A 26,098-nucleotide genomic window follows, 5' to 3' on the forward strand; every position below is an offset into this window, starting at 1 on the left:
TATGCAACCGGTCATGAATCCGAAATACCCAGGGCTGTCGGTACGGGTCGCCGACGAGGGTTTTGCCGAATATATCTGGGGCAGCGATTTCAGTTTCGAGGTGGCCGCCTACGGCGCTGCCGAAATCGGCAAACCTGTGGCGCATTGGGCCGTGACGCCCATCGTGCCGTATCGCAAGTGCTACGGCATCGATCCGGAGGAGTTCAGCAGTTTTCGCGATGCCGCCGACAGCGCGATTTTCATGGCGTATCTGGAGGACGAGCCGGTCGGTCATCTGGTGATCAGTACCAACTGGAACGGTTTCGCCCATATCGATGAGCTGGCAGTGCACGCCCCGGCGCGGCGCCATGGTGTGGCCAAGGCCTTGCTCGATGTGGCGCAGTTCTGGAGCCGCAAAAAAAAGCTGCCGGGGATCATGCTGGAAACCCAGAACAACAACCTCGGCGCCTGTCGCCTGTATGAGCGTTGCGGGTATGTGATCGGCGGCATCGACCACCTGCGTTATCGCGGCATCGATCCGAATACCGCCGAAGTGGCGCTGTTCTGGTATCGATTGTTCGATAACCCGTTGGAGCATCCGATCAGTTCGCCAGCATCGCCTCGGCTTGTTCCGTGACGATCCCGAGCAGCGTCTGAATCGCCGCTGACGGCGTGGCGTGTTTGAAGGTCAGGGCATAGAGACTGATCGGCACCGCCGGCGACAACGGGCAGACGTCGAGACCGCCTGCACGCGCACCGAGGGCGGTGAACGGGTCGACGATCGCCAGGCCTTCGCCGGCCTCGACCATGCTGCGCATCATCTGGTGGGTCTGCACCCGGGTCTGGATGGTCGGCGCCGGGCGCAGGGCCTGAAGCTTGTTTTCCAGGGCCGGGCTCAGCGGGTCCTGGCCTTCGAGGCCGACCATCGCCTGACCGGCCAGATCCTGCAGGGAAATGTATTTCTGCTTCGGTTGCAGCCAGCCGTGGGGCGCGAGCAATTGCAGCTTGCCCTGGGCCAGCGGCTGGCAGTGAATGTCGGGGTGTTGTGGATCGTGCAGGCTCAGGCCCAGGTCGCTGTCGCGCAGCAGCAAGTGGCGGACGATGTCGCGGGTTGGTTCGCTGAGCAGGGTGCAGGGCACGTCGGGCAGACGCCGGCGCAGGGCGGCGAGACTTTGCGGCAGCAGTTGCTGGGCCAGCGGCGGGGTGCCGATGATCCGCAGGGGCGGGGCGAGGTATTGCTTGAGACTGCTGGCCAGCCGTTGCACCGGTTCCAGCGCCTCATAGATGTGGCCGATCTCGACTTGCAGCGCCCGGGCCTCCGGGGTCGGCTGAAGTCGTCCGCGTACGCTGGCGAACAGCATGAAACCGAGCTGACTCTCGGCTTCGCGCAAACGCTCCTCGACCTCGGGCGCCGGTAGTTGCAACCATTCGGCGGCGGTGCCCACGTGACCGGTCTGCAAAAGCGCCTGAATCACTTCGATATGACGTAAACGCATGCGTGAAGTCCATGTCCGGCCGTTGGGGTCAGTGGCTGAATCCTACCCCAACTCGGCGCGGATGACTTCTGCTCATAACGATCGGTTATGAAGCGACCGATGGCTCGGGTTCGCGGATCAGGGTGATGCCCGACTGAACCAGCAAAAACTCGTTGTCGTCGATCTTGTTGACGCGGTCGCCAATCGCCAGCTTGTAGGTGGTAACGGGCTCCGTGCCGGTGAAACCGTCTGCCGACGGATTGGATTCCTGGAACTCATGCACGGAATAAACGCGGCCTTCCGCATCTCTTGCATGGAACTGACCGACGAGTACTGCTGCCATCTGCTTAGAACCTCTGGAGATAAAACGCTTGATTTGCGGCTTGGTAGACCTTCATCGAGCTTGGTAAGTTTTCCTGCAGGAAAAAAATATTCCAGACGCGGGAAATAACCTTCGGCGTCTGGTGGAATCGTCGTCGGATCATCTATAACTAGTGGCTCCTCCCACGAACAGTCGAGAGTCTTCCAATGAGCAATGTCTATAACGTCGCAGTAGTGGTCGGCAGCCTGCGCAAAGCGTCCATCAACCGCAAGGTCGCCCTGGCGCTGGCGGAACTGGCACCGGCCAATCTCAAGCTGAGCATTGTCGAAATTGGCGATCTGCCACTCTACAACGAAGACATCGACGGCGATTCACCGCCGGCAGCCTACAGCACTTTCCGGCAAAAAGTGGGTTCATCCGACGCTCTGCTGTTTGTTACCCCGGAGTACAACCGCTCGGTGCCGGCGCCTTTGAAGAACGCGATCGACGTCGGTTCGCGGCCTTACGGCAAGAGTGTCTGGAGCGGCAAGCCGGGGGCTGTGATCAGCGTTTCGCCAGGTGCCATCGGCGGTTTTGGCGCGAACCAGCATCTGCGTCAGTCCTTTGTTTTCCTAAACGTGCCGTGCATGCAGCAGCCGGAAGCCTACCTGGGCGGTGCGGGCACGGCGTTCGACGAGGCGGGGAAACTGAACGAGTCGGTGAAGCCGTTCCTGCAAAGTTTCATCAATGCTTTTGGTGAGTGGGTGGCGCAGCACAAGAAGTGATCTGGCAATATTTCTGACACGATAACGAACCTGTGGGAGCTGGCTTCCACAGGTTTTTTTGTGTGGTCTGATTCTTTCCCTTTTTATTTAAGGCTGTCGCGAATGCTCGCTGCGTCACTGATTTTCCTGCTGACCATTACCCTGGTGATCTGGCAACCCAAAGGCCTCGGGGTCGGCTGGAGTGCAACGTTCGGCGCCATCATTGCGCTGATTTTTGGTGTGGTGCATCTGAGCGACATCCCGTTGGTGTGGCAAATCATCTGGAACGCCACCGGCACGTTCGTGGCGTTGATCATCATCAGTCTGCTGCTCGATGAAGCCGGTTTTTTCGCCTGGGCGGCACTGCACGTGGCGCGGTGGGGGCGGGGCAGCGGGCGCAAGTTGTTCGCCTTCATGGTGCTGCTCGGTGCGCTGGTGTCGGCGTTGTTCGCCAACGACGGCGCGGCGCTGATCCTCACGCCGATCGTGATTTCCATGCTGCTGGCCCTGCGCTTTTCCCCGGCGGCGACCCTGGCGTTCGTCATGGGTGCGGGGTTCATTGCCGACACCGCGAGCCTGCCGCTGGTGGTGTCGAACCTGGTGAACATCGTCTCGGCCGACTTCTTCCATATCGGATTCAACCGCTATGCGGCGGTGATGGTGCCGGTCAACTTCGTCAGCGTCGCGGCCACGCTGGGCATGTTGCTGTGGTTCTTCCGCCGTGACATTCCCAAAAGTTACGACCCGGAACAGCTTGAGCACCCGGAAACCGCCATTCACGACAAGGCGACGTTCTACGCCGGTTGGGCGGTGTTGCTGATTCTGTTGATCGGCTGTTTCGCGCTGGAACCACTGGGGATTCCGATCAGCGCGATCTCGGCGGTGTGTGCGGCGCTGTTGCTGGCGATTGCCGCGGGCGGGCACAAGATTTCCACGCGCAAGGTGATGAAAGAGGCGCCGTGGCAGATCGTGATTTTCTCGCTGGGTATGTACCTGGTGGTCTACGGACTGCGCAATGCCGGGCTCACCGATTATCTGGCCGGGTGGCTCGATGTGTTCGCCGGTTACGGCGTGTGGGGCGCGGCGATGGGCACCGGGGTGCTGACGGCGTTGTTGTCGTCGATCATGAACAATTTGCCGACGGTGCTGGTCGGGTTGCTGTCGATCGATGCCAGCCAGGCCACGGGTGTGGTGAAGGAAGCGATGATCTACGCCAACGTGATCGGCAGCGACCTGGGGCCGAAGATCACCCCGATCGGCAGTCTCGCGACCCTGCTCTGGCTGCATGTGCTGGAGCGCAAGAACATCAAGATTGGCTGGGGTTATTACTTCAAGGTCGGGATCGTGCTGACGGTGCCGGTGTTGCTGGCGACGCTGGCCGCACTGGCGGTGCGGTTGTCGGTTTAATTCTGCCCCGGCACGTTCGGCCACAGATCCGACACCAGAAACAGCCGCTCGGCTTCTTCCCACTCGCCCCGGGCATTCTCGGTCAGGCGCACCATCAGTTGCGCCGGGGCCAGCGGTTCGAGTTCATCGAGCCAGGCCTGCAAGTGGCCGTTGCTCCAGGTCTGGTCCGCCGGATAGTGCGCCGGCGCCAGCCAGGCGTGGCGGGGCAGGGGTTGCCAGCGTCCGTCCGGGCGCTGGGCGACGAAGGCCGGCCAGTCTTTCTGATGCAGCCAGCTGCCACGCAAGTGCTGCGGATGGGCGCCGCTCGGTGGTTCGGACTGTCCGGGCCATGGATACAGCAGATAGCCGCCCAGCCACAATTGCGCACTGAACGACCCGACATCCAGCGCCGCCAGCACTTCGCGGCTTTCCGGGCGCGCGGAAATCGGCAGTTGATGTTCGCTCAAGTGCGCCAGTTTGCGATCCAGTCGATCATGACAGCCCGGCCCCAGCCACGACGCGGGATCATGGCCGTCGCCGTTCTGCGGGCCGAGGTAGAGCTTGATCGCCAGTTCCAGGTGATGCACGCCGTCGCGGTCGCGCAGCAGCATGTCCAGCTCGCCGAGGGTGTGGCCTTCGCGGCGGATCGGCAGGTTGGCGGCGATCAGTTCGATGCCTGGCGCGTGTTCCACCGCAAATTGCCACAACCGCTCGTAATACAGACCCAGGCGCCGGGTGCGAGCCTGGGACAGCCAGTGCAGCAGGCCGTAACTGTCGCGGTCGAGCTGGCGCAGCCAGTGTTCCAGGCGCTCGGGGTCGCTGACCCAGTCGCTGCCCGCCAGCGGATGGCGCTGCGGCCACGGGGTCGCGGCGAGCATCGGCGGGGCGAGGATCACCCACGCCAGATCACGCACCTCGGGGTGGCGTAACTGGTGGGGCAACTGCAGCAAATCGGGAAATAGGATCATCTTGCGAGCATAGCCTCAAACACCGGTGCATCCTCGGGGCTGAAAGGATTTTGTCTATCCGGCGCTTTCGCCCATAATCGTGCTTTTCGCCGTCTCAGTCCCCCGCAGGAGTCCCATGGAGCAATTTCGTAATATCGGCATCATCGGTCGCCTGGGCAGCTCCCAGGTGCTGGATACCGTCCGCCGACTGAAACGCTTCCTGCTCGATCGTCACCTGCATGTGATTCTCGAAGACACCATCGCCGAAGTCCTGCCGGGCCATGGCCTGCAAACCTCGTCACGCAAGATGCTCGGCGAAGTCTGCGACATGGTCATCGTGGTCGGCGGTGACGGCAGCCTGCTCGGCGCCGCGCGGGCACTGGCCAAGCACAACATTCCGGTGCTCGGGATCAACCGTGGCAGCCTCGGCTTTCTCACCGACATCCGCCCCGACGAGCTGGAAATCAAGGTCGCCGAAGTGCTCGACGGCCATTATCTGGTGGAAAACCGCTTCCTGCTGCAGGCCGAAGTCCGTCGCCACGCCGAAGCTATCGGCCAGGGCGATGCGCTGAACGACGTGGTGCTGCACCCGGGCAAATCGACGCGGATGATCGAGTTCGAGCTGTACATCGACGGCCAGTTCGTCTGCAGCCAGAAGGCCGACGGCCTGATCGTGTCGACCCCGACCGGCTCCACCGCGTACGCACTGTCCGCCGGCGGCCCGATCATGCATCCCAAGCTTGACGCTATTGTGATTGTGCCGATGTACCCCCATACCTTGTCGGGCAGACCGATCGTGGTCGATGGCAACAGTGAGCTGAAAATCGTCGTGTCCAAAGATATGCAGATCTACCCGCAGGTCTCCTGCGACGGGCAGAACCACTTCACCTGCGCGCCGGGCGACACCATCACCGTCAGCAAGAAAGCGCAGAAGCTGCGGCTGATCCATCCGCTCGACCACAACTACTACGAAGTCTGCCGCACCAAGCTCGGCTGGGGCAGCAAGTTGGGTGGTGGAGGCGACTGATGCTCGATCCCGCGCGCAGTTATGACCTGATTGGTGACGTGCACGGATGCGCCCTGACCCTGGAACACCTGCTGGACCGTCTCGGTTACCACAAGCAGGGCGGGGTCTGGCGGCATCCATCGCGCATGGCCGTGTTTGTCGGCGACATCATCGACCGTGGCCCGCGGATTCGCGAGGCGCTGCATATCGTCCACGACATGGTCGAGGCCGGTCAGGCGTTGTGCATCATGGGCAACCACGAATTCAACGCGCTCGGCTGGAGTACTCCGGCGCCTCCTGGCAGCGGCAAGCAGTTCGTCCGTGAACACACGCCGCGCCATGCCCGTCTGCTGCATGAAACCCTGACCCAGTTCGAAGACCATCCGGGCGACTGGCACGACTTCCAGCGCTGGTTCTATGAGCTGCCGTTGTTCGTCGACGCCGGACGCTTCCGGGTCGTGCATGCCTGCTGGGATGCCGGCCTGATCGAGCCACTGCGCGCGCTGTTTCCCGATGGCTGCATCGATGAGCACTTCCTTCAGGCGTCGGCCGTGCCGGGCAGTTTCGCCTGCACGGTGTTCGATCGCCTGCTGCGCGGCACCGACATGCGCCTGCCGGATGGTCTGACCATGACCAGCGGCGACGGTCTGGTGCGTTCGTTCTTCCGCACCAAATTCTGGGAAGACGATCCGCAGACTTACGGCGACATCGTGTTCCAGCCCGACGCACTGCCGGAGCCGGTGGCGCAGAAGCCGCTGACCTCCAGCGAAAAGAATTCCCTGCTGCGCTACGGCGTCGATGAGCCGTTGCTGTTCGTCGGCCACTACTGGCGCAGCGGCAAACCGGCGCCGATCCGCCCGAACCTTGCGTGCCTGGATTACAGCGCGGTGCTGTACGGCAAGCTGGTGGCCTATCGTCTGGATCAGGAAACCCGCCTCGATCCGCATAAATTTGTCTGGGTCGACGTCGAGCGGCCGGAGGTGCTGCGATGAGTGCGGTAGCGGTATTGCGTCTGCCACTGGCGGCGGACCTGAGCGGTTTCGTCAAACTGCTGCAACGCATGCAAGTGCCTCACCGCGTCAGCGAAGAGTCGGGCGAGCAAGTGTTGTGGGTACCCTCGGAAATCAGCGAAGACGTGCGCTCGCTGTACGAGCGTTTCCCGGCGGGCGACCCGGATCAGCAACTGGAAATTCCGGCGGCGCCGACGTTCAAGCGCCCGAGCTTCGCCGAGCAACTGAAACATGCCAAGGCAACCGGCTTCATCCTGTTGCTGAGCCTGCTGGTGGGCGGCCTGACGTATCTGGGCGATAACCTCGACACGATGCGCTGGCTGACCTTCCTCGATTTCCGCGTAGTCGGCGACTACATCCACTTCACTCCGCTGGCCGACAGCCTGGCGGCGGGGCAGTGGTGGCGCCTGTTCACGCCGATGCTGATTCACTTCGGCATCCTGCACCTAGCCATGAACGGCATGTGGTACTGGGAACTGGGGCGGCGCATCGAGTCGCGCCAGGGCAGCGTCAACCTGATCGGCCTGACGCTGCTGTTCAGCCTCGTTTCCAACTATGCGCAGTTTGCCTGGAGCGGCCCGAGCCTGTTTGGCGGTCTGTCCGGCGTACTTTACGGGTTGCTCGGTCACTGCTGGATCTTCCAGCTGCTGGCGCCGAACCCGGCCTATCGCCTGCCGCGCGGCGTGCTGGTGATGATGCTGGTGTGGTTGCTGGTGTGCATGTCGGGGCTGATCTCGATGATCGGTTTCGGCGAAATCGCCAACGCCGCCCACGTCGGCGGGTTACTCATCGGATGCTTCACCGGTTTGTTGGGCGGTTTGTACAACCGCCGTAAACTGGCCGCCTGAATTTTTGAATAAAGAGCACGGAGACCCTGATGTCCTCTTTTAACGATTTGATCAAGAACATCACCCCCGACATTTACCAGAGCCTGAAGCTGGCCGTGGAGATCGGCAAATGGTCGGACGGTGGCAAACTCACCGCTGAACAGCGCGAGTTGTCGTTGCAGGCGATGATCGCCTGGGAAATGCAGAACCTGCCCGAGGAAGAGCGCACCGGTTACATGGGCCCGCAGGAATGTGCGTCGAAGTCGATCGAAGTGCCGAACATCCTGTTCAAGTCGGACGCCATCCATTGATCGAGATCGGCCGCGGTGCAATCAGCAAAATGTCGGCGCGCCTGAACGGGCCGAACGTGCAGTACGCGTTTCGTCTGGATGACGTCGAGGTGCCGGTCAACCCGTTGATCGGCACGACGGTGCGTCTGGAATACCTGGGGGCGATTCACTGCACCCATTGCGGGCGCAAGACCAAGACCAGTTTCAGTCAGGGTTACTGCTACCCGTGCATGACCAAACTGGCTCAGTGCGACATCTGCATCATGAGCCCGGAGCGCTGCCACTTCGAAGCCGGCACCTGCCGTGAGCCTGAGTGGGGCGAGAAGTTCTGCATGACCGACCACGTCGTCTACCTGGCCAATTCGTCGGGGATCAAGGTCGGCATCACCCGCGCCACCCAGTTGCCGACCCGCTGGCTCGATCAGGGCGCCAGTCAGGCGTTGCCGATCATGCGTGTGTCCACGCGGCAGCAGTCGGGGTTCGTCGAAGACCTTTTCCGCAGCCAGGTGGCGGACAAGACCAACTGGCGCGCCTTGCTCAAGGGCGATGCGGCGTCGGTGGATCTGGCGCAGGTGCGTGATCAGTTGTTCGACAGCTGCGCGGAAGGCCTGCAAGGCTTGCAGGAACGTTTCGGTCTGCAGGCGATTCAGCCGGTCACCGACGTCGAGCCGCTGGAAATCCGTTACCCGGTCGAGCAGTACCCGGCCAAGATCGTCAGCTTCAACCTGGACAAGAACCCGATTGCCGAAGGCACGCTGCTGGGGATCAAGGGCCAGTACCTGATCTTCGACACCGGCGTGATCAACATTCGCAAGTACACGGCCTATCAGCTCGCCGTGCATCAATAAGGACTTCAGCATGCGCACCGAACAACCGAAGATGATTTACCTGAAGGACTATCAGGCGCCCGAGTACCTGATCGATGAAACACACCTGACCTTCGAGTTGTTCGAGGACCACAGTCTGGTCCACGCGCAACTGGTGATGCGCCGCAACCCGGCCCGTGGCCCGGGCCTGCCGCCGCTGGTGCTCGATGGCCAGCAGCTGGAACTGCTCTCGGTGACCCTGGCAGACCAGGAACTGAGCTCCGGCGATTACCAACTGACCGAGAATCACCTGACTCTGCAACCGGCCAGCGAAACCTTCACGGTCGACACCAGCGTCAAGATCCATCCGGAATCCAACACCGCACTGGAAGGCCTTTACAAGTCCGGCACGATGTTCTGCACCCAGTGCGAGGCCGAAGGTTTCCGCAAAATCACCTATTACCTCGACCGCCCGGACGTGATGAGCAAATTCACCACCACCGTGGTGGCCGAGCAGCACAGCTATCCGGTGCTTTTGTCCAACGGCAACCCGATCGCCAGCGGCCCCGGCGAAGACGGCCGGCACTGGGCGACCTGGGAAGACCCGTTCATGAAACCGGCGTACCTTTTTGCGCTGGTGGCCGGTGACCTGTGGTGCGTTGAAGACAGCTTCACCACCATGACCAGCCGCAACGTGGCGCTGCGCATTTACGTCGAACCGGAAAACATCGACAAGTGCCAGCACGCCATGAACAGCCTGAAGAAGTCGATGCGCTGGGACGAAGAGGTCTACGGTCGAGAGTACGATCTGGACATCTTCATGATCGTCGCCGTGAACGACTTCAACATGGGCGCGATGGAGAACAAGGGCCTCAACATCTTCAACTCCAGCGCCGTACTGGCCCGCGCCGAAACCGCCACCGACGCCGCGCACCAGCGTGTCGAGGCGATCGTCGCCCACGAATACTTCCACAACTGGTCGGGCAACCGCGTGACCTGCCGCGACTGGTTCCAGCTGTCGCTGAAGGAAGGCTTCACCGTCTTCCGCGATTCCGGCTTCTCCGCCGACATGAACTCGGCCACGGTCAAGCGCATTCAGGACGTGGCGTACCTGCGTACCCACCAGTTCGCCGAAGATGCCGGCCCGATGGCCCACGCCGTGCGCCCGGACAGCTTCATCGAGATTTCCAACTTCTACACCCTGACCGTGTACGAAAAGGGCTCGGAAGTGGTCGGCATGATCCACACCCTGCTGGGCGCCGAAGGCTTCCGCAAGGGCAGCGACCTGTACTTTGAACGCCATGACGGCCAGGCCGTGACCTGCGATGACTTCATCAAGGCCATGGAAGATGCCAACGGCGTCGATCTGACTCAGTTCAAACGTTGGTACAGCCAGGCCGGTACACCGCGTCTGGCGGTGAGCGAGTCTTACGACGCCGCCGCGAAAACCTACAGCCTGACCTTCCGCCAGAGCTGCCCGGAAACCCCGGACAAGGTTGAAAAACTGCCGTTCGTGATCCCGGTGGAACTGGGCCTGCTCGACAGCAAGGGTAACGAGATTGCCCTGCGTCTGACCGGTGAAGCTTCGGCCCAGGGCACCACTCGAGTGATCTCGGTGACCGAAGCCGAGCAGACCTTCACCTTCGTCGACATCGCCGAACAACCGCTGCCGTCCTTGCTGCGTGGCTTCTCGGCGCCGGTGAAACTGAGCTTCCCGTACAACCGCGATCAGTTGATGTTCCTGATGCAGCACGACACTGACGGTTTCAACCGCTGGGATGCCGGCCAGCAACTCTCGGTGCAGGTGTTGCAAGAGTTGATCGGCCAGCAGCAGAAGGGCGAAAGCCTGGTGCTCGACCCACGTCTGGTTTCCGCTTTGCGCACCGTGTTGTCGGACGAGTCGCTGGATCAGGCGATGGTCGCGGAAATGCTCTCGCTGCCAAGCGAAGCGTACCTGACCGAAATCAGCGAAATCGCCGACGTCGATGCCATCCATACCGCCCGCGAATTTGCCCGTCAGCAACTGGCGGACAACCTGTTCGAGGAGCTGTGGCTGCGTTATCAGGCCAACCGTGACCTGTCGAAGCAAACCCCGTATGTGGCCGAGGCCGAGCACTTCGCCCGTCGCGCATTGCAGAACATCGCGCTGTCGTACCTGATGCTCAGCGGCAAGCCGGAAGTACTGGCGGCAACGCTGGAACAGTTCGATAGCTGCGACAACATGACCGAGCGTCTGACCGCGCTGGCAGTGCTGGTCAATTCGCCGTTCGACGAGCAGAAAGCCAAGGCCCTGGCCAGTTTCGCCGAGCACTTCAAGGACAATCCGCTGGTCATGGATCAGTGGTTCAGCGTGCAGGCCGGCAGCACGTTGCCGGGCGGTCTGGAGCGCGTGAAAGCATTGATGCAGCACCCGGCGTTCAATATCAAGAACCCGAACAAGGTGCGCGCGCTGGTCGGTGCTTTTGCCGGGCAGAACCTGATCAACTTCCATGCGGCGGATGGTTCGGGTTATCGCTTCCTTGCGGATCTGGTGATCGAGCTGAACGGCTTCAACCCGCAGATTGCTTCGCGTCAACTGGCGCCGCTGACTCGCTGGCGCAAGTATGACGGCGCTCGTCAGGGGCTGATGAAGGCGGAGCTGGAGCGGATTCTGGCTTCGGGGCAGCTGTCCAGTGATGTGTATGAGGTTGTGAGTAAGAGCTTGGCTTGAGGCTGATTGTTTGGGGGTGGTCTTGAGTTTGTGTTTCAACTTTAGATCGAGCCCTCACCCTAACCCTCCCGAAACGTCGGACCGCCCGGAGGGAGAGGGGACTGACCGAGGTGCTGATTCGAGTTACACCGACCTGAGATATCGAGTCGAAGGTGAGTTTGAAAAGCATGAAGATCTGCTCCCTTTCCCCCTCGCCCCCTTGGGGGCGGTCCGACGTTTCGGGAGGGCTGGGGTGAGGGGGTGAGATTTCAGCCGCACCGCATTACTCACGCCGAACAGAAAAACAAAACGCCGCTCAATGAGCGGCGTTTTTGTGGGTGAAAGAAAAAGGTTTATTGCCGCAAATCAAACCGATCCAGGTCCATCACCTTCGCCCAGGCCGCAACGAAGTCCGTGACGAACTGCTCCTTCGCATCGGAGCTGGCGTACACCTCGGCCAGCGCCCGCAGGATCGCGTTGGAACCGAACACCAGATCGACCCGGGTCGCCGTCCATTTCACGTTGCCGGTCTTGCGGTCGCGGCCTTCAAACTCGGTTTTCGACGTCGGTTTCCATTCCACACCCATGTCCAGCAGGTTGCGGAAGAAATCGTTGGTCAGTGAACCGGGTTTGTCGGTGAACACACCGTGTTTCGTCTTGCCGACGTTGGTGTCCAGCACCCGCAGGCCGCCAATCAGCACGGTCAATTCCGGTGCAGAAAGGGTCAGCAGTTGCGCCTTGTCGATCAGCAATGCTTCGGCCGGCACGCGATAGGTGTTGGCCGCGTAGTTACGGAAGCCATCGGTGTGCGGTTCGAGGAAACCGAACGACTCGACATCGGTTTGCTCCTGAGTCGCATCAGTGCGCCCCGGATTGAACGGCACGGTCACCGTGTGCCCGGCATTTTTCGCCGCTTGCTCGACACCGGCATTCCCGGCCAGCACGATCAGGTCCGCCAGCGAGATTTGCTTGCCTGCCGCCCCGGCGTTGAACTCGTTCTGAATGCCTTCGAGGACTTTCAGCACTTTGTCCAGTTGCTCCGGCTGGTTGGCCTGCCAGAACTTTTGCGGTGCCAGACGCAGACGTCCGCCATTGGCGCCGCCGCGTTTGTCCGAGCCCCGGAAAGTCGACGCGGCCGCCCACGCGGTGGAGACCAGTTCCGAAACGGACAGCCCCGACGCCAGTACCTTGCCTTTGAGCGCCCTGATATCGCTGTCGTCCACCAGTGGATGGTTGGCCTCGGGAATCGGGTCTTGCCACAGCAGTTCTTCCTGGGGCAATTCCGGGCCGAGGTAGCGCGAGAGCGGGCCCATGTCGCGGTGGATCAGCTTGTACCAGGCGCGGGCGAAGGCGTCGGCCAGTTGATCGGGATTGGCCAGGAAGCGCCGCGAAATCTTCTCGTAGGCCGGGTCGAAACGCAGGGCCAGGTCTGAGGTGAGCATGGTTGGGTCGATGCGTTTGTTCGGGTCGTGGGCGTGGGGAATGGTGCCGGCCCCGGCGCCGTTTTTCGGTTTCCACTGATGGGCGCCGGCCGGGCTCTTGGTCAGTTCCCACTCGAAGCCGAACAGGTTTTCCAGGTAGTTGTTGCTCCACTTCGTCGGGGTGGTGGTCCAGGTCACTTCCAGGCCGCTGGTGATGGTGTCGGCCCCTTTGCCGGTGCCGAACGTGCTTTTCCAGCCCAGGCCTTGTTCTTCGAGGCCGGCGGCTTCCGGCTCCGGGCCGACGTTATCGGCGGGGCCCGCGCCGTGGGTCTTGCCGAAGGCGTGGCCGCCGGCGATCAGGGCGACGGTTTCCTCGTCGTTCATGGCCATGCGACCGAAGGTTTCGCGGATGTCCTTGGCCGAAGCTACCGGGTCGGGATTGCCTTCCGGGCCTTCCGGGTTCACGTAGATCAAGCCCATCTGCACGGCGGCCAGCGGGTTCTCTAGGTTGCGTTCGCCCTGATTGGTGCGGCTTTCCTCATTGCCGTGTTCGGCGGGCTCGGCCACCAGTGTGCCTTCGCCCGGCGGCTGCATGGATTCCGGGTCCTTGCCGTAGCGGTTGTCGCCGCCCAGCCATTTGTTTTCCGAGCCCCAGTACACGTCTTCATCCGGTTCCCAGACGTCGGGCCTGCCGCCGGAGAAACCGAAGGTCTTGAAGCCCATGGATTCCAGCGCGACGTTGCCGGTGAGAACGATCAGGTCGGCCCAGGAAATGTTGCGGCCGTATTTCTGCTTGATCGGCCACAGCAGGCGGCGGGCCTTGTCGAGGCTGACGTTGTCCGGCCAGCTGTTGAGCGGGGCGAAGCGTTGCTGGCCGGAGCCGGCGCCACCACGGCCGTCAGCGGTGCGATAGGTGCCGGCGCTGTGCCAGGCCATGCGGATAAAGAGCGGGCCGTAGTGGCCGAAGTCCGCTGGCCACCACTCCTGGGAGTCGGTCATCAGCGCCGTCAGATCGCGTTTGAGGGCCTGGAAATCCAGGCTTTTGAAAGCCTTGGCGTAGTCGAAGTCCTTGCCCAGCGGATCGGATGCGGGCGAGTGCTGACTCAGGATTTTCAGGTTCAGTTGATTCGGCCACCAATCGCGGTTCGTCGTGCCACCGCCGGCGGCGTGATTGAACGGGCATTTCGATTCATTTGCCATGTTCGGGTCCTTATCAGGTCTTCTGCGGCCGGCTCGTGCCGACTTCGGAGTAGTAAGGCTAGACCCGACTCGGCGAGTCAGCTAATAGGCCGACTATTGGTGCCTGATAGGCGCAGTCTCTTACGCGAAGTGTCGGGCACCGGCGCCGGGCAGGGCGCTGAAATGCCCGTGCTTGAGCGATGGTTTGCAAATTTGTGGAAGAAACGTGATGGTCATTGGAAATGTTATTGTATAACATAAAAATGATTTCATCTGATCGATGCCAGTAATACACGCTCTGTAACGCAGGCCTCGATCCTCACTTTTTGCCTGACGGATTCCTGAAATGCCTTCCCGTTTCCACACCTTCCAACCCCGCCTGACGCTCATGGCCTCGGCGCTGCTGATCGCTTCCCCCGCATTCGCCGCCGACCCGCTGGAGCTGCAACCGCAAGTCATCACCGGCAATCCGCTGGGCAGTCAGACGCTGGCCTCGCCCTCGACCGTATTGAGCGGCGACAGCCTGACGCTGCAGCAAAAAGGCAGCCTCGGCGAAACCCTGAACAGGCAGCCGGGCGTGTCGTCGTCCTATTTCGGTCCGGGTGCGAGTCGCCCGATCATTCGCGGGCAGGACGGCGATCGCATTCGCATCCTGCGCAACGGTGTCGGTGCGCTGGACGCCTCGTCGCTGTCCTACGATCACGCGGTGCCGCTGGATCCGGTCAACGTCGAACGCGTTGAAATCGTCCGTGGCCCGGCGGCCTTGTTGTACGGCGGCAGCGCCATCGGCGGGGTGGTCAACACCTTCGACAACCGCATCCCGACCGAAGCCATCGAAGGCATTCACGGGGCCGGCGAGTTGCGCTACGGCGGCGCCGACACCACCCGCAGCAGCGCCGGCAAACTCGAAGCCGGTAACGGCCAGTTCGCCTTGCACCTGGACGCCAGCGCCCGCGAATTCAATGACCTGAAAATCCCCGGCTACGCCAAAACCGGCCGTGAACGGGCGAACGACGATGGCGATTCGAAGAAACATCGGCTGGCCAACAGCGACGGTCGTCAGGACGGCGGTGCGGTGGGCGGGTCGTACACTTGGGATGACGGTTACGCGGGGCTGTCGTACAGCAATTACGACTCCAACTACGGCTCGCCGGCCGAAGACGATGTGCGCATCCGCATGGAGCAGGAGCACTACGCATTCGCCTCGGAAATCCGCAACCTCGACGGCCCGTTCAGCTCGGTCAAATTCGACGCCGGCTACACCGATTACCAGCACCGCGAAATCGAGGGCGGCGAGGTCGGCACCACGTTCAAGAACAAGGGTTACGAGGCGCGGGTCGAGGCCCGGCATCAGCCGCTGGGGCCGTTCAACGGGGTGATTGGCGCACAAGTCAGCCGCAACGAATTCTCGGCGCTGGGCGAAGAAGCGTTCGTGCCGCACACCGATACCGACGCCGGTGCACTGTTCATTTTCGAAGAGCTGCAAGCCATGGATCGCCTGCTGTTTACCCTCGGCGGGCGCCTCGAACACACCACGGTCGACCCCGACGCCAAAGGCAACGAGCGTTTCGCCAATGCCGATCGCTCCAGCAGTTTCACCGCCGGCAGCCTGTCATCCGGTGCGGTGTACACGCTGACGCCGATCTGGTCGGTCGCCGCCACGCTGGGCTATACCGAACGCGCGCCGACGTTCTATGAGCTTTACGCCAACGGCGCCCACGTCGCCACCGGCACCTATGAAGTCGGGGATGCGGGGCTTTCGAAAGAGAAAGCGGTCTCCAGCGACCTGGCTCTGCGTTTCGACAACGGCACGCACAAGGGCAGCGTCGGCGTGTTCTACAGCCACTTCTCTAATTACATCGGCTTGCTCAGTACTGGACGCACGCTGAATGACGAAGGGGAGGAGGACGCCGACGGCATTCCTGAATACACCTACTCTGGCGTTCGGGCGCGCTTCAGCGGTATCGAAGCGCAGGATCGCTGGACGCTCGGCGAAAACGCCTACGGCAAGTTTGCGCTGGAACTGTCGGGCGACTACACCCGCGCCAAGAACCTCGACAACGGCCAGGACCTGCCGCGCATCGCGCCGCTGCGATTGAACACCGGCTTGTTGTGGGAGTTGGATCGCTGGCAGGCGCGGATCGATGTGGAACACGCCAGTTCCCAGCACCGGGTGCCGGAAAACGAAAGCAGCACCGACGGCTACACCACGCTGGGGGCGAATGTGGGTTATCACTTTGATGTTGGTCAGAGCAAATGGCTGGCCTTCGTCAATGCCGAGAACCTGACCAACCAGACCGTGCGTTATGCCAGCTCGATCCTGCGGGATATTGCGCCGGCAGAAGGACGCAGCATTCAGGTCGGTCTGCGCACCACGTTCTGATCGTTCATACCGTATAGGCGCCAGCGTCGTTGCGACGCTGGCGTCGAGTTCAGCTCGATTGAGCGGTGTCTTCTTCCGGGATCTCGTCCAGCAGATCCTGTTGCCCCGGCAGTTCGGTGATCACGCTGAAATCACTGACTTCCACCGCGCCCAGGCCATACCCCAACAAGTGGAAAGAGAATGCCTTGCGCGGTTGCGGGTTGTCGAAGCTGAAATCCATCTCCAGCGGCTGATCCGCCGTGGCAACCATCTCGGTCGGCAGGCCCAGTTGCACGTCCTGTTCGAACTCCTTGGCCTTGAGCTGAATGTACGCCGCCTGCTGCGGATCGACCGAACGCACGGTCAGGCGCACGCGGGTGTGGGAGCCTTTGGGCATCTCCAGGTACTGCGCGCCGATCAGGTTGTCGGCCCAGTCATCCTTGATCTGCGCTTGCAGCGGGATGACGTTGGCGCTGCCGAACTGATAGCGCTGGTTGAGCGGGGTGCGCAGTAGCGACAGGTCCAGAGCCGAGGCGCGGGCGGCGATGTCCCGGGCGTTCTGGCCGCTGGCATTGCCCTTGAACGTGGCGCTTTCGGCGATGAACCCTTCGCTGGCGTAATTGCGGCAACGGCGCGGCATGTCGCATTCGGTCAGCAGGCCGCGACCGTCGTGATAGCGCAGCTTGCCGTTGGTGAACGACATGATTTCGCGGCCCGAATCGTAATCGCGAAACAGCGAGCGACCGCTGAGGGCGGAAGGCACCGGAAAGTCGAAGTAATCCAGAATCGACGCGCTCAGATCGACGTGACCGTAGACCCCGGCGTTCAGGCGCGGCAGTTGCGCCTGCTCCGGCGCGAGGGTCAGGTTGAAGCCCCAGGACGACGCGAGGCGCACACCGTCGATACCGTGGGATTCGTCCGAGGTGATCACCACCAGCGTGTCTTTCAGCACGCCCTGGCGTTCGAGGCCGCTGAGAAACTGCTCCAGCGCATCGTCCAGATAACCGACGGCGGCCTGCTTGGGCGTGTCGTAGCGTTGCAGGTATTCCTCCGGCGCGGAGTAGGGCTGGTGAGTGCCGACGGTCAGCAGGGTGAGCATCCACGGCTGTTTCTGTTTTTTCAGGTCGCCGACGTATTTCAGCGCGCCTTCGAAGAACGCCTTGTCATCCTTGCCCCACGGGAACTCCAGGTAGTTGGCGTTGGTGAACCACTCCAGGCCATGGGTCGCGTCGAAACCGATGTGCGGCATGATCTTGTCTTTGGCCATGAACCGCAGCCCTGCGCCTTGCAGGTAATGCGTGGCGAAACCGTGCTGACGCAACTGGGCCGGCAGACAGGCCTGATTGCGTTCGTGCTGGGTCAGCATTTCCACGCCTTTGGGCGTGCCGTTGTCGAGCTTGTCGTAATCGCCGCAGAGCATGGCGTACAGACCGCGAATGGTCTGGTGGGTGTGCAACACGTAATCCGGGGTGTTCATGCCGCGCTCGGCCCAGCGGCTGAGGTTGGGCATCAAGTCTTCCTGATAATGGCTGCCGATGGCCCGGCGATTGGCGCCGATGTAGGCGCCGGGAATGCCTTCGAGGGCGACGATCAGCACGTTGCGCGCCTGGCCCTTGGCGGTCAGCAACGGGTGACCGTTGAGATCGACATCGGTAAGACCGGCCATCGGTGGGGGAGCGACTTGGGTATCGCCGTCCAGCCATTCTTCGGCCTGCATCTGCACGTCGGCGACCTGCGCGGCCAGCAACTGGTGGGGCAGGTTGTACAGGCGCCACGGGTCGGCATCGCTTGGGTTCAAGTGCTGCGCGCCCCAGTACGCGGAGAACAGCAGCACCGGCGTCGCCCAAGTTGCGCGGGGCAGAGCGGGAGCTGTTGTTGCGCGTCGAGCCCAATGATTCAGCAACCAAAAGGCCAGAGCCACCAGCAGCGCAACCGCCACGCCGGGGTGGGCGAAACCGCCGCCGGTGGAGTTTTCCACGAACTGCGGGTCGACCAGGTAATGCAGGTCCGCCACGGTCGGCAGACGGCCGACCGCGCTGACCAGTTCAGCGGTCGCCACCGCCAGCAGTCCCCAGAACAGCAGCACCGGCAGCGCCAGCCACCAAGGGCGGCGATGCAACAGCACCACCAGCAGACTGCCGATGGCCAGATCCGACAGGTAACCGAACAGGCTCGACCAGCCGAGTGCCGCCCGCAGGCACACCGGCACGATCAGTACCAGGAAAACCAGAGAAAGAAGACGGGCATCCAGGCGCCGCAACCGTTGAAAAAGAGCGCTCACAAAAAAGACCTTCCAGCCATCAAATCGTCATAAAAGTGTGGGCGATGATACCAAGGGTGGGCTGTCTGATCGCCTTTTTAAACGGCTGGGTGATCCGGTCCCGGAAGGCCCTGTTAGCCACCCAGATGAGCCTGGGCCTTGATCGGCGACCGTCCTGGCGGTTTTCCAGCCTGAGCGAGGCGGCGGTTTTATTGTTTCAGGCTGTTTAACCGGCCTTTGATCCGTTGGTGCTGCATTTGCGAACCAGTCCGATTTACAATGCGCGACCCCTGATGGAGTCGGTCGTCGTGGATTTATTCACGCAACTTCATGCGCAGCTCAGCCGCTGGGTGATCGATCCGGTCACCGAGCAATTCCTTGGCCTGTTCGATTTGAACGGTCGTCTGGGCGTGGTGTTTCTGCTCACGTCCTACGGCGTGGCGTACGGCCTTTATCGCCACCGAAAATCCCGGCACCTGACGCAGGCCCGATCCTTCTGGCAATTTGTCGGCGGCGGTCGTGTCCACGGCCATCGTTCGGCCTGGCTGGATTACCGTTATTACTTCATCAAGGCGATTCTGCGAGTGACGCTGGTGTTGCCGATTGTCGGCCTCGTCGATCCGCACATTCTGCGTTCGGGCGATTACGCGCAGTTTTTCACTCAGCTGTGGGGCGCGCGCGAACAGGTGCCGGCTCATCCGTTGATCGCGCTGTTCTACGGACTGGGCGTGTTCCTGTTCAGGGATTTTCTGCATTACTGGATTCACCGCGCCTTCCATTCCCGCTATCTGTGGGAATTTCACAAGGTTCACCATTCGGCGCCGGTGCTGGTGCCGGCCACGGCCAGCCGGATTCACATTGTCGAATCGATCGTTGAACGAATCGTCATCACCGCCGGGCTCGGCGCGTTTGCCGGGGTGGTCTGGTACGCCTGCGGCGGCGAGGTCAGCCGCTATACGTTGTTCGGCGTGACCTGGCTGGTGCTGATCATCAACAGCCTGGGCTCCAATCTGCGGCACAGCCATGTCTGGCTGTCGTTCGGGCCGGCGGTCGAGCATGTGCTCAACAGCCCGGCCCAGCACCAGATTCACCACAGCGACGCCCCACGACATTTCAACAAGAACTTCGCGATCAATCTGTCACTGTGGGACTGGCTGTTCGGCACGTTGTACGTCACCACTTCAAAGCCCGAAGTCCTGCGCTTCGGCACGGGCGAGCAGGACCGCACGCGTTATCTGACGCTGTACAGCCTGATCGTCACGCCGTTTGTGGACACCGCCAAGCGCTTGTCGTCGAACGCCGACGGACTCAGAACCCGGTTCAACCAACGTACGCCATGAGGGCTTCACCGAAGGCCTGCGGGGTCGGGCTCTGCGGCCAGCTCGGCAACCCCTCCGGCAGCGTCAGCCAAGACTGTTTGTGACTGACCCAGATGTGCGCCATCGGTTGCAGTGAGCGGCTTTCATCGAGCGTGCCGGCGCGCAGCACTTTCATCCCCGGCGCGGCCGTGGTGGTGTTGCAAAGACGCGTGTGGCAGACGCTGCACACCTGATGTTCGGCGTGCTGGCCATTGAGTTCGTAGGCGTAAGTGGTCAGTGGCCCGGTCAACGTCAGGGCGTCGTCGGGCAGCAGGGCGTGCAGGGCAAAGGCGCTGCCGCTCCAGGTCTGGCAATCGGTGCAATGGCAGGCGTAGATCGCCGGCGGCACGTCGGTGTTGGTTCGAGTACTGCCCGAGTTCGTGGATTTCACGGTGGACGTGTGGATCGCCATGCATCAGGACATGCGTCGAGTGCAGCGGGTTTCAGCAGTGTTCGATGGCTTGGGCGCGGACTTGCAGGTGTTTCTGGAAGGCTGACGTTCAGGTGATATCAATATGCGATAACGGTATTTAAATTTCGTTTTTTATAGCGATAGAGTCCGGCCTCACAGATTTCCCGGTAAATCACTGCGAGGTTGTCATGGCCCTACCGTTCAAACGTTCTGCACTGACGCTGCTGGCGGCCTCGCTGGCTGGCGCACTGCTCGGCAACACCGCTCAAGCCGAAGGCAAGATCAGCATCGCCCAGCAATTCGGCATCGGTTATCTGATTCTGGATGTGGTGCGCGATCAGCACTTGATCGAGAAGCACGGCAAGGCCCAGGGTCTGGACATCAAGGTCGACTGGAACAGCATTTCCGGCGCCACCGCCATGAACGAAGCATTGCTGACCGGAGCGCTGGACGTGGTTTCAGCCGGCGTGCCGCCGATGCTTACCGTGTGGGATCGCACCAAGGGCAAACAGAACGTCAAGGCCATCGCTTCGTTGGGTTCGATGCCCAACTACCTGTTGACCAATAACCCGAACGTGAAAACCCTCAAGGACTTCAGCGACAAGGATCGCATCGCCGTTCCGGCGGCGGGTGTGGGCTTCCAGTCACGCACGCTGCAGATTGAAACGGCCAAGGAATTCGGCAATGACCAATACAAGAAATTCGACGATATTTCCGTCAGCCTGCCGCACCCGGATGCCACGGCCGCATTGATCGCCGGCGGCTCGGAAATCAACGCGCATTTCTCCAGCCCGCCGTTCCAGTATCAGGCGCTGCAAAATCCCAACGTGCATAAAGTGCTGAGTTCCTACGATGTGCTCGGCGGCCAGGCCACGTTCAACGTGCTCTACACCACGGAAAAATTCCACGACGAAAACCCGAAAACCTACAAGGCGTTCTACGACGCACTGACCGAGGCCGAGCAGATCATCAAGGCCGACAAGCCTGCGGCGGCCCAAGCCTACATTCGGGTTGAACAGTCGAAGTTGCCGCTGGCGCTGGTGGAGAAAATCGTCACCGACCCGGAAATCGATTTCACCGTGTTGCCGCAACGCACCTTTATATACGCAGAGAAATTGCAGGAGCTGGGCGTGCTGAAAAACAAGGCGGACAGCTGGAAGGATTATTTCTTTGAAGAGGCGCATGGCGGGGCGGGGAGTTGAACACTCGTCTTTTCTGAACAGTCCGCACGTCCGTTGGCCGGGTGAGCGACAAACCCGCGTCTATAGTGAGAGGGCTGTGTGAAACGGGTGGCGCACCTCAAGGCTGAGACGGGAGGCGCCGAGTGAACAATCTGCTGTTTTTCATTCAGGAGATCGCCATGAGTCAGATCGAAAAAGTCCTCTACACCGCGAAAACCCACACCACTGGCGGACGTGACGGCGCATCGCGCAGTTCCGACGGGATTCTCGATGTAAAACTGTCGTCGCCCGGTTCCAGTGGCGGTGGGACCAATCCGGAACAATTGTTCGCCGCAGGCTGGTCGGCGTGTTTCATCGGCGCGATGAAAGCGGTGGCGGGGCAGCAGAAAATCAGCCTGCCGGCAGACCTGGCAGTGGATGCCGAAGTGGATCTGGGCACTAATTCGGGAGGGTATCTGTTGCAGGCGCGACTGAATGTAAGCCTGCCGGGCATGGAGCGCGGCGCGGCGCAGCAGCTGGTGGATGCGGCGCATCAGGTGTGCCCGTACTCCAAGGCCACGCGCAACAATATCGAGGTCGAATTGAAACTGGTCTGACATCCAGATGCAAAAGGGGCGGCATGATCAACGATCATGCCGCCTCTGTTGTTTTTTGAAACCGTAGATCTGTCAGCCAGCGATCAATGCATCTTGCTGTGATCGTGGCCTTCCATGGTCAGCGCCTTGACCGGTGCTTTCACTTCAACGGTTTCCTTTTCGCCCCTGGCGTTTTCCACGGTCAGGGTCAGCGGCACGCTGTCGCCTTCCTTCAGTTGAGCGGTCAGGCCCATCAGCATCACGTGGTAGCCATTCGGGTCGAAGTTGACGGCTTTGCCCGCCGGCAGGTCGACCGATTTCACCGGGCCCATGCTCATCACGTCGTTCTTCATGGTCATCTCATGAATCTGCACGTCCTTGGCCGCTGGCGAGGCAACGCTGAGCAGCTTGCTGTCGCTGTCGGCGGTTACGGTCATGAACGCGCCGCTGGCCGACTGGTTCGGCACGGTCGCGCGCACCCAGGCGTCGTCGACTTTGGTCTGCGCCGATACCTGGAAAGCCAGGCCCAGCAGGGACAGACCCAGTGCGGCACGTTTGATGTTGTTCAGAAAAGGGTTCATCAGCAGACCTCCATGACGGTAAGCAAATCTTCCGTGCACTCTTGTGCAGAAAGCGATTGAGACAGGCCCACACGCAAGTTGCCCCGGGTGTCGTAGACATAGCTGGTGGCGGTGTGGGAGAGGGTATAGGTGTCGCCGGCGGGGACTTTTTCGTAGAACACGTCGAATTCCTTGGCGGTGGCCTTGGTTTCTTCGAGGGTGCCGTACAGCGCGACGAAGCTTGGATCGAAGGTCTTGACGTAAGCGTCTAGGATTTCCGGTGTGTCGCGTTCCGGATCGAGGGTGATGAACACCACTTGCAGGATGTCGCCGTCCTTGCCCATCAGCTTCTTGATTTTCGCGGCGCGGGCCAACGTCGTCGGGCAGATCGCCGGGCACTGGGTGAAGCCGAAGAAGATCATCGGCATCAAGCCGCGAAAGCTCGACAGCGACACGGTGTTGCCTTCGGTGTCCTTGAGCTTGAAGGTGCGTCCGAGGATCTTGTCGCTCAGATCCTTGCCGTACTTGTACGACAGTTCGCCGCGGGTGTCGCAGCCGGCGAGCAGGCCGAGACCGAGTACGCCCATTCCCGCAAGCACCTTGCGGCGAGTCAACAAAGCCGTCATTTCATACCGCCCTTTGGAGCCCGCCAGTCGGCAGGACAGGCGGGCGGGTTAACCGTAAAAGCGGCGCATGATACCAAAATGATCCGCTGCGCCGGTTTTCGATCGCCGGGCAATGTGGGATCTGGCGACAAAAGGTGTAAGAAAAAATGACTCAAGGTGCTGGCGGAAGTGGCTCGACCGGGCTCCAGCCACCGCCCAGCGCGGTGTACAGATTCACTTGCGCCACCAGTTGCGCCAACCGGTCGGTAATCAGTCCTTGCTGGGAACTGAACAGCGAACGCTGGGCATCGAGGAACGTCAGGCTGCTGTCGACGCCGCTTCGATAGCGGTGCTGCGCCATGTCGTAATAATCCTGGGTCGCCTGCACCAGATCGCGTTGGGCCTGGAGTTGCTGTTCGTAGGTCTGGCGCGCCGCGAGGCCGTCGGACACTTCCTGGAATGCTGTCTGAATGGTCTTTTCGTACTCGGCGACGGTGATGTCTTTTTGCAGCTTCGCGTAATCCAGGCTGGCGCGCAGACTGCCGGCATTGAAGATCGGCAGGTTGATTTGCGGCTGGAACGTCCAGGCCCCGGAACCGCCGTTGAACAGCCCGGACAGATCGCGGCTGGACGTCCCGGCATTGGCCGTCAGGCTGACACTCGGAAAGAACGCCGCCCGCGCCGCGCCGATGTTGGCATTGGCGGCGCGCAGCTTGTATTCGGCCTGGAGAATGTCCGGCCGGCGTTGCAGCAGATCCGACGGCAACCCGGCCGGCACGGTGGCCACCAGATCACTGTCCAGCGGACGCGCCGGCAGGTTTTCCGACACCGGCGCACCCACCAGCAATGTCAGGCTGTTCAAGTCCTGGGCGACCTGACGCTGATAACGGGACAGGCTCGCGCGGGTGCTGTCGACGCTGGTATGCGCCTGAATCTGATCCAGCGCCGAAGACTTGCCGGCCTCGCGGTTGCGGGTGGTCAGATGCAGGCTGCGCTCGTCGGCGGCCAGCGTTTCCCGGGCCAGCGCCAGTAATTCCTGATCGGCGCGCCAGGTCAGGTAGGCGTTGGCGACGTTAGCTACCAGGCTCAATTGCGCACTGCGCCGGGCCTCTTCGGTGGACAGCCAGGTCAGCAGCGCCTGCTCGCTGAGGCTGCGCACCCGGCCGAAGAAGTCCAGTTCATAGGCGCTGATGCCCAGGTTCACCGAATAGGTCGAGGTGATCGCCGCCTGGGTGCGGGTCACGCTGGACGGCACCCGCTGACGCAGTTCGTTGGCGTTGGCCGACACCGCCGGCAGCAGATCGGCGCGCTGGATGCGGTACTGCGCCTGAAACGCCTCGACGTTCAGCGCAGCCACCCGCAGATCACGATTGTTGACCAGCGCGCTTTCGATCAATTGCTGCAACGCCGGGTCATTGAACAGCGCGCGCCAGTCCTCGACGCGGGGTGTGACCGCGGATTGCACGGCATACGCCGGACCTTGCGGATACTGCGCAGCGCTCGGCGAGGCCGGTCGCTGGTAATCGGGAATCAACGAACAACCGCCCAGCAGCAGCGCGGCGGACAGCAGGGAAATCGGCAACCTGGACATCAAACAGCCTCGTTCACAAAAGAGAGCGGACGCCGCGCGCCCGTGATGAGAAAAACGCCGGATCAGGCCCCGGCCATCCATTTCGCCAGCCCGTGACGGCCGCTGACCCCAAGCTTGGCGGCCGCGCGCTTGAGGTAGGTCTCGATCGAGCTGTTCTTGACCCGCAGTTTTTCTGCCATCTGCGGCACGGTGCCGCCGGTCAGCAGGCCCAGGCAGACCTCTTTTTCACGCACCGACAAGGTGATGTCGCCCAACGCCAGGCGTTCGTCGAACACCTGTTGCAACGGCGTCTGTGGTTGATCGGCTTGCGGCGCGCGGGGCTGGCGGGCGGTGGCTTGGCGACTGATGTGCGCGTGGCGCTCGATCAAGGGCAACAGGGTGTCGGACAGGCGCTTGAGGAACGACAGCTCCGGCAGGGAAAACACCCGATGCGTGTGGGGGCGGTAGAACGAGATGACGCAACGGCGATTGGACGTGCGGGACACCAGATTGCATTGGTGGACGTTGTGGTGCGGGTGTCGATGCTGGAGCGAGGCTTTCAGTTGAATCAGTAGCGAATCGTTCATCTCGATCATCTGTTGCAGCAGCGGATGGTCGTCCGGGTGCAGCAACGGATCCGGGGGCGGGAAGGTGTCCGGCAAACCGGCACTGCCCAACGCCTTGATCTCGACCACGCTGGACTCCCGTTCATCCAGGGTCCACTCACTGAGATGGACGCGATTGACGGGTACGAGGTTGTCGACCAGCTGGAACATGTTCGTGGCAAAACGCTCGTTGCCGGTACTGGCGATCAGTTCACCCAATTGCCAGTAGAAGTGCGGATTTTCCATGTTGCGAAGACTGCCGGTCAGATTCATATCCTTGTCATCCTTGATTTAGAGCCATTGCCGAATCGTCTGCCGTGCATGCACCCGTGAAACGCCCACCCAGTCTTTTCTCCTTGAAATCGATCTGGAGCGGGATTTAAGCCCATGCATTTGTCCTACGTCTGTAGGGGAAAACAGGGACACAAAATGCCACCATTTCCGAAAAAATGGCGTCACGTTTCTGTCAGATCAATGTGTAAGGCCGGGTAGTCCGTGACTGTACGGTCTAGTGCGAACCCCGAAATCCG

The 26,098-nt window shown here is 61.5% G+C and carries 23 protein-coding genes; 13 read left to right on the plus strand and 10 right to left on the minus strand.

Annotated elements, in window-relative coordinates; translation table 11 throughout:
• Position 1 precedes the first annotated feature (1 nt).
• Positions 2-616 (plus strand): GNAT family N-acetyltransferase, encoded by a 615-nt coding sequence (locus tag QR290_RS12710; protein WP_289205076.1) that lies wholly within the window; start codon positions 2-4, stop codon positions 614-616.
• On the opposite strand, the gene QR290_RS12715 is transcribed toward QR290_RS12710, so the two are convergent.
• Both QR290_RS12715 and QR290_RS12720 read right to left on the minus strand, forming a co-directional pair.
• Positions 582-1,475, minus strand: a complete 894-nt coding sequence (locus QR290_RS12715) for a LysR family transcriptional regulator (protein WP_064382283.1) — start codon at positions 1,473-1,475, stop codon at positions 582-584. The two genes, QR290_RS12710 and QR290_RS12715, sit on opposite strands and share 35 nt — an antisense overlap.
• An 85-nt stretch (positions 1,476-1,560) precedes the next feature.
• Positions 1,561-1,797, minus strand: a complete 237-nt coding sequence (locus tag QR290_RS12720; protein WP_007956926.1) for a hypothetical protein — start codon at positions 1,795-1,797, stop codon at positions 1,561-1,563.
• Positions 1,798-1,982: 185 nt separating this feature from the next.
• Here QR290_RS12720 and QR290_RS12725 point away from each other — a divergent pair, with 185 nt between their 5' ends.
• Positions 1,983-2,540: an NADPH-dependent FMN reductase gene (locus QR290_RS12725; protein ID WP_115077420.1), complete on the plus strand. Its 558-nt coding sequence runs from the start codon at positions 1,983-1,985 to the stop codon at positions 2,538-2,540.
• Between the two features lie 102 nt (positions 2,541-2,642).
• Entirely contained in the window at positions 2,643-3,926 is a 1,284-nt protein-coding gene (locus QR290_RS12730) for an arsenic transporter (RefSeq protein ID WP_289205077.1), read from the plus strand.
• On the opposite strand, the gene QR290_RS12735 is transcribed toward QR290_RS12730, so the two are convergent.
• Complete coding sequence (locus QR290_RS12735; protein ID WP_289205078.1) at positions 3,923-4,873, minus strand: DUF1853 family protein; 951 nt, start codon at positions 4,871-4,873, stop codon at positions 3,923-3,925. The two genes, QR290_RS12730 and QR290_RS12735, sit on opposite strands and share 4 nt — an antisense overlap.
• A 115-nt stretch (positions 4,874-4,988) precedes the next feature.
• Here QR290_RS12735 and QR290_RS12740 point away from each other — a divergent pair, with 115 nt between their 5' ends.
• Genes QR290_RS12740 through pepN form a run of 6 tightly spaced genes read left to right on the plus strand, consistent with a single transcriptional unit; the run spans position 4,989 to position 11,501 of the window.
• Positions 4,989-5,879, plus strand: coding sequence for an NAD(+) kinase (locus tag QR290_RS12740; RefSeq protein ID WP_007956919.1), 891 nt, complete (start codon positions 4,989-4,991; stop codon positions 5,877-5,879).
• The gene (locus tag QR290_RS12745; protein WP_371856526.1) at positions 5,876-6,850 is read left to right on the plus strand and encodes a metallophosphoesterase; all 975 of its coding nucleotides are present in this window, start codon (positions 5,876-5,878) and stop codon (positions 6,848-6,850) included. Before QR290_RS12740 ends, QR290_RS12745 begins: the two co-directional genes overlap by 4 nt.
• Positions 6,847-7,716, plus strand: a complete 870-nt coding sequence (locus tag QR290_RS12750) for a rhomboid family intramembrane serine protease (RefSeq protein ID WP_115077423.1) — start codon at positions 6,847-6,849, stop codon at positions 7,714-7,716. Before QR290_RS12745 ends, QR290_RS12750 begins: the two co-directional genes overlap by 4 nt.
• 29 nt (positions 7,717-7,745) lie before the next feature.
• Positions 7,746-8,006: a YeaC family protein gene (locus tag QR290_RS12755; protein WP_007956913.1), complete on the plus strand. Its 261-nt coding sequence runs from the start codon at positions 7,746-7,748 to the stop codon at positions 8,004-8,006.
• Positions 8,003-8,833: a DUF2797 domain-containing protein gene (locus QR290_RS12760; protein ID WP_289205079.1), complete on the plus strand. Its 831-nt coding sequence runs from the start codon at positions 8,003-8,005 to the stop codon at positions 8,831-8,833. Before QR290_RS12755 ends, QR290_RS12760 begins: the two co-directional genes overlap by 4 nt.
• A 10-nt stretch (positions 8,834-8,843) precedes the next feature.
• Positions 8,844-11,501, plus strand: a complete 2,658-nt coding sequence (gene pepN, locus QR290_RS12765; RefSeq protein WP_289205080.1) for an aminopeptidase N — start codon at positions 8,844-8,846, stop codon at positions 11,499-11,501.
• 332 nt (positions 11,502-11,833) lie between these two features.
• Here the strand turns inward: pepN and katG are convergent, their stop codons facing one another.
• Complete coding sequence (gene katG, locus QR290_RS12770) at positions 11,834-14,101, minus strand: catalase/peroxidase HPI (protein WP_289205081.1); 2,268 nt, start codon at positions 14,099-14,101, stop codon at positions 11,834-11,836.
• 325 nt (positions 14,102-14,426) lie between these two features.
• Here katG and QR290_RS12775 point away from each other — a divergent pair, with 325 nt between their 5' ends.
• A complete protein-coding gene (locus QR290_RS12775) occupies positions 14,427-16,463 on the plus strand; it encodes a TonB-dependent receptor (protein ID WP_289205082.1) in 2,037 nt (678 codons plus the stop codon).
• A gap of 49 nt (positions 16,464-16,512) precedes the next feature.
• Here QR290_RS12775 and QR290_RS12780 read toward each other — a convergent pair whose 3' ends face one another.
• Complete coding sequence (locus QR290_RS12780) at positions 16,513-18,723, minus strand: LTA synthase family protein (protein WP_289205083.1); 2,211 nt, start codon at positions 18,721-18,723, stop codon at positions 16,513-16,515.
• Positions 18,724-18,995: 272 nt separating this feature from the next.
• On the opposite strand from QR290_RS12780, the gene QR290_RS12785 reads away from it, so the two are divergent.
• Complete coding sequence (locus QR290_RS12785; protein WP_435875087.1) at positions 18,996-20,042, plus strand: sterol desaturase family protein; 1,047 nt, start codon at positions 18,996-18,998, stop codon at positions 20,040-20,042.
• On the opposite strand, the gene QR290_RS12790 is transcribed toward QR290_RS12785, so the two are convergent.
• The gene (locus tag QR290_RS12790; RefSeq protein WP_289205085.1) at positions 20,023-20,451 is read right to left on the minus strand and encodes a GFA family protein; all 429 of its coding nucleotides are present in this window, start codon (positions 20,449-20,451) and stop codon (positions 20,023-20,025) included. The genes QR290_RS12785 and QR290_RS12790 overlap by 20 nt on opposite strands.
• A gap of 209 nt (positions 20,452-20,660) precedes the next feature.
• Between QR290_RS12790 and QR290_RS12795 the strand changes: the two genes are divergently transcribed.
• Positions 20,661-21,674, plus strand: coding sequence for an ABC transporter substrate-binding protein (locus tag QR290_RS12795; RefSeq protein ID WP_289205086.1), 1,014 nt, complete (start codon positions 20,661-20,663; stop codon positions 21,672-21,674).
• A 158-nt stretch (positions 21,675-21,832) separates the two neighbouring features.
• Positions 21,833-22,249, plus strand: a complete 417-nt coding sequence (locus QR290_RS12800) for an organic hydroperoxide resistance protein (protein WP_007956881.1) — start codon at positions 21,833-21,835, stop codon at positions 22,247-22,249.
• Positions 22,250-22,332: 83 nt separating this feature from the next.
• Here QR290_RS12800 and QR290_RS12805 read toward each other — a convergent pair whose 3' ends face one another.
• The 4 genes from QR290_RS12805 to QR290_RS12820 form a co-directional block, all read right to left on the minus strand.
• The gene (locus QR290_RS12805) at positions 22,333-22,809 is read right to left on the minus strand and encodes a copper chaperone PCu(A)C (RefSeq protein WP_115077432.1); all 477 of its coding nucleotides are present in this window, start codon (positions 22,807-22,809) and stop codon (positions 22,333-22,335) included.
• Complete coding sequence (locus QR290_RS12810; RefSeq protein WP_007956879.1) at positions 22,809-23,414, minus strand: SCO family protein; 606 nt, start codon at positions 23,412-23,414, stop codon at positions 22,809-22,811. The genes QR290_RS12805 and QR290_RS12810 overlap by 1 nt, the downstream gene beginning before the upstream one ends.
• 151 nt (positions 23,415-23,565) lie before the next feature.
• Positions 23,566-24,984 carry an efflux transporter outer membrane subunit gene (locus tag QR290_RS12815; protein WP_289205087.1) on the minus strand — a complete coding sequence of 473 codons (1,419 nt, stop codon included), beginning with the start codon at positions 24,982-24,984 and terminating at the stop codon, positions 23,566-23,568.
• Positions 24,985-25,046: 62 nt separating this feature from the next.
• Complete coding sequence (locus QR290_RS12820) at positions 25,047-25,841, minus strand: helix-turn-helix transcriptional regulator (RefSeq protein WP_289205088.1); 795 nt, start codon at positions 25,839-25,841, stop codon at positions 25,047-25,049.
• Positions 25,842-26,098: the final 257 nt, after the last annotated feature.

Source organism: Pseudomonas fluorescens, from assembly GCF_030344995.1.
In the GTDB taxonomy this organism is placed as follows: domain Bacteria; phylum Pseudomonadota; class Gammaproteobacteria; order Pseudomonadales; family Pseudomonadaceae; genus Aquipseudomonas; species Aquipseudomonas fluorescens_BF.

Excerpts from the sequence above, each read along its gene's own strand:
- pepN (WP_289205080.1), top strand. The coding sequence starts at position 8,844 with ATGCGCACCGAACAACCGAAGATGATTTACCTGAAGGACTATCAGGCG.
- QR290_RS12805 (WP_115077432.1), bottom strand. The coding sequence starts at position 22,809 with ATGAACCCTTTTCTGAACAACATCAAACGTGCCGCACTGGGTCTGTCC.
- QR290_RS12775 (WP_289205082.1), top strand. The coding sequence starts at position 14,427 with ATGCCTTCCCGTTTCCACACCTTCCAACCCCGCCTGACGCTCATGGCC.
- QR290_RS12820 (WP_289205088.1), bottom strand. The coding sequence starts at position 25,841 with ATGAATCTGACCGGCAGTCTTCGCAACATGGAAAATCCGCACTTCTAC.
- QR290_RS12755 (WP_007956913.1), top strand. The coding sequence starts at position 7,746 with ATGTCCTCTTTTAACGATTTGATCAAGAACATCACCCCCGACATTTAC.
- QR290_RS12725 (WP_115077420.1), top strand. The coding sequence starts at position 1,983 with ATGAGCAATGTCTATAACGTCGCAGTAGTGGTCGGCAGCCTGCGCAAA.
- katG (WP_289205081.1), bottom strand. The coding sequence starts at position 14,101 with ATGGCAAATGAATCGAAATGCCCGTTCAATCACGCCGCCGGCGGTGGC.
- QR290_RS12785 (WP_435875087.1), top strand. The coding sequence starts at position 18,996 with ATGGAGTCGGTCGTCGTGGATTTATTCACGCAACTTCATGCGCAGCTC.
- QR290_RS12710 (WP_289205076.1), top strand. The coding sequence starts at position 2 with ATGCAACCGGTCATGAATCCGAAATACCCAGGGCTGTCGGTACGGGTC.
- QR290_RS12740 (WP_007956919.1), top strand. The coding sequence starts at position 4,989 with ATGGAGCAATTTCGTAATATCGGCATCATCGGTCGCCTGGGCAGCTCC.
- QR290_RS12720 (WP_007956926.1), bottom strand. The coding sequence starts at position 1,797 with ATGGCAGCAGTACTCGTCGGTCAGTTCCATGCAAGAGATGCGGAAGGC.
- QR290_RS12815 (WP_289205087.1), bottom strand. The coding sequence starts at position 24,984 with ATGTCCAGGTTGCCGATTTCCCTGCTGTCCGCCGCGCTGCTGCTGGGC.
- QR290_RS12715 (WP_064382283.1), bottom strand. The coding sequence starts at position 1,475 with ATGCGTTTACGTCATATCGAAGTGATTCAGGCGCTTTTGCAGACCGGT.
- QR290_RS12800 (WP_007956881.1), top strand. The coding sequence starts at position 21,833 with ATGAGTCAGATCGAAAAAGTCCTCTACACCGCGAAAACCCACACCACT.
- QR290_RS12795 (WP_289205086.1), top strand. The coding sequence starts at position 20,661 with ATGGCCCTACCGTTCAAACGTTCTGCACTGACGCTGCTGGCGGCCTCG.
- QR290_RS12810 (WP_007956879.1), bottom strand. The coding sequence starts at position 23,414 with ATGACGGCTTTGTTGACTCGCCGCAAGGTGCTTGCGGGAATGGGCGTA.
- QR290_RS12730 (WP_289205077.1), top strand. The coding sequence starts at position 2,643 with ATGCTCGCTGCGTCACTGATTTTCCTGCTGACCATTACCCTGGTGATC.
- QR290_RS12750 (WP_115077423.1), top strand. The coding sequence starts at position 6,847 with ATGAGTGCGGTAGCGGTATTGCGTCTGCCACTGGCGGCGGACCTGAGC.
- QR290_RS12735 (WP_289205078.1), bottom strand. The coding sequence starts at position 4,873 with ATGATCCTATTTCCCGATTTGCTGCAGTTGCCCCACCAGTTACGCCAC.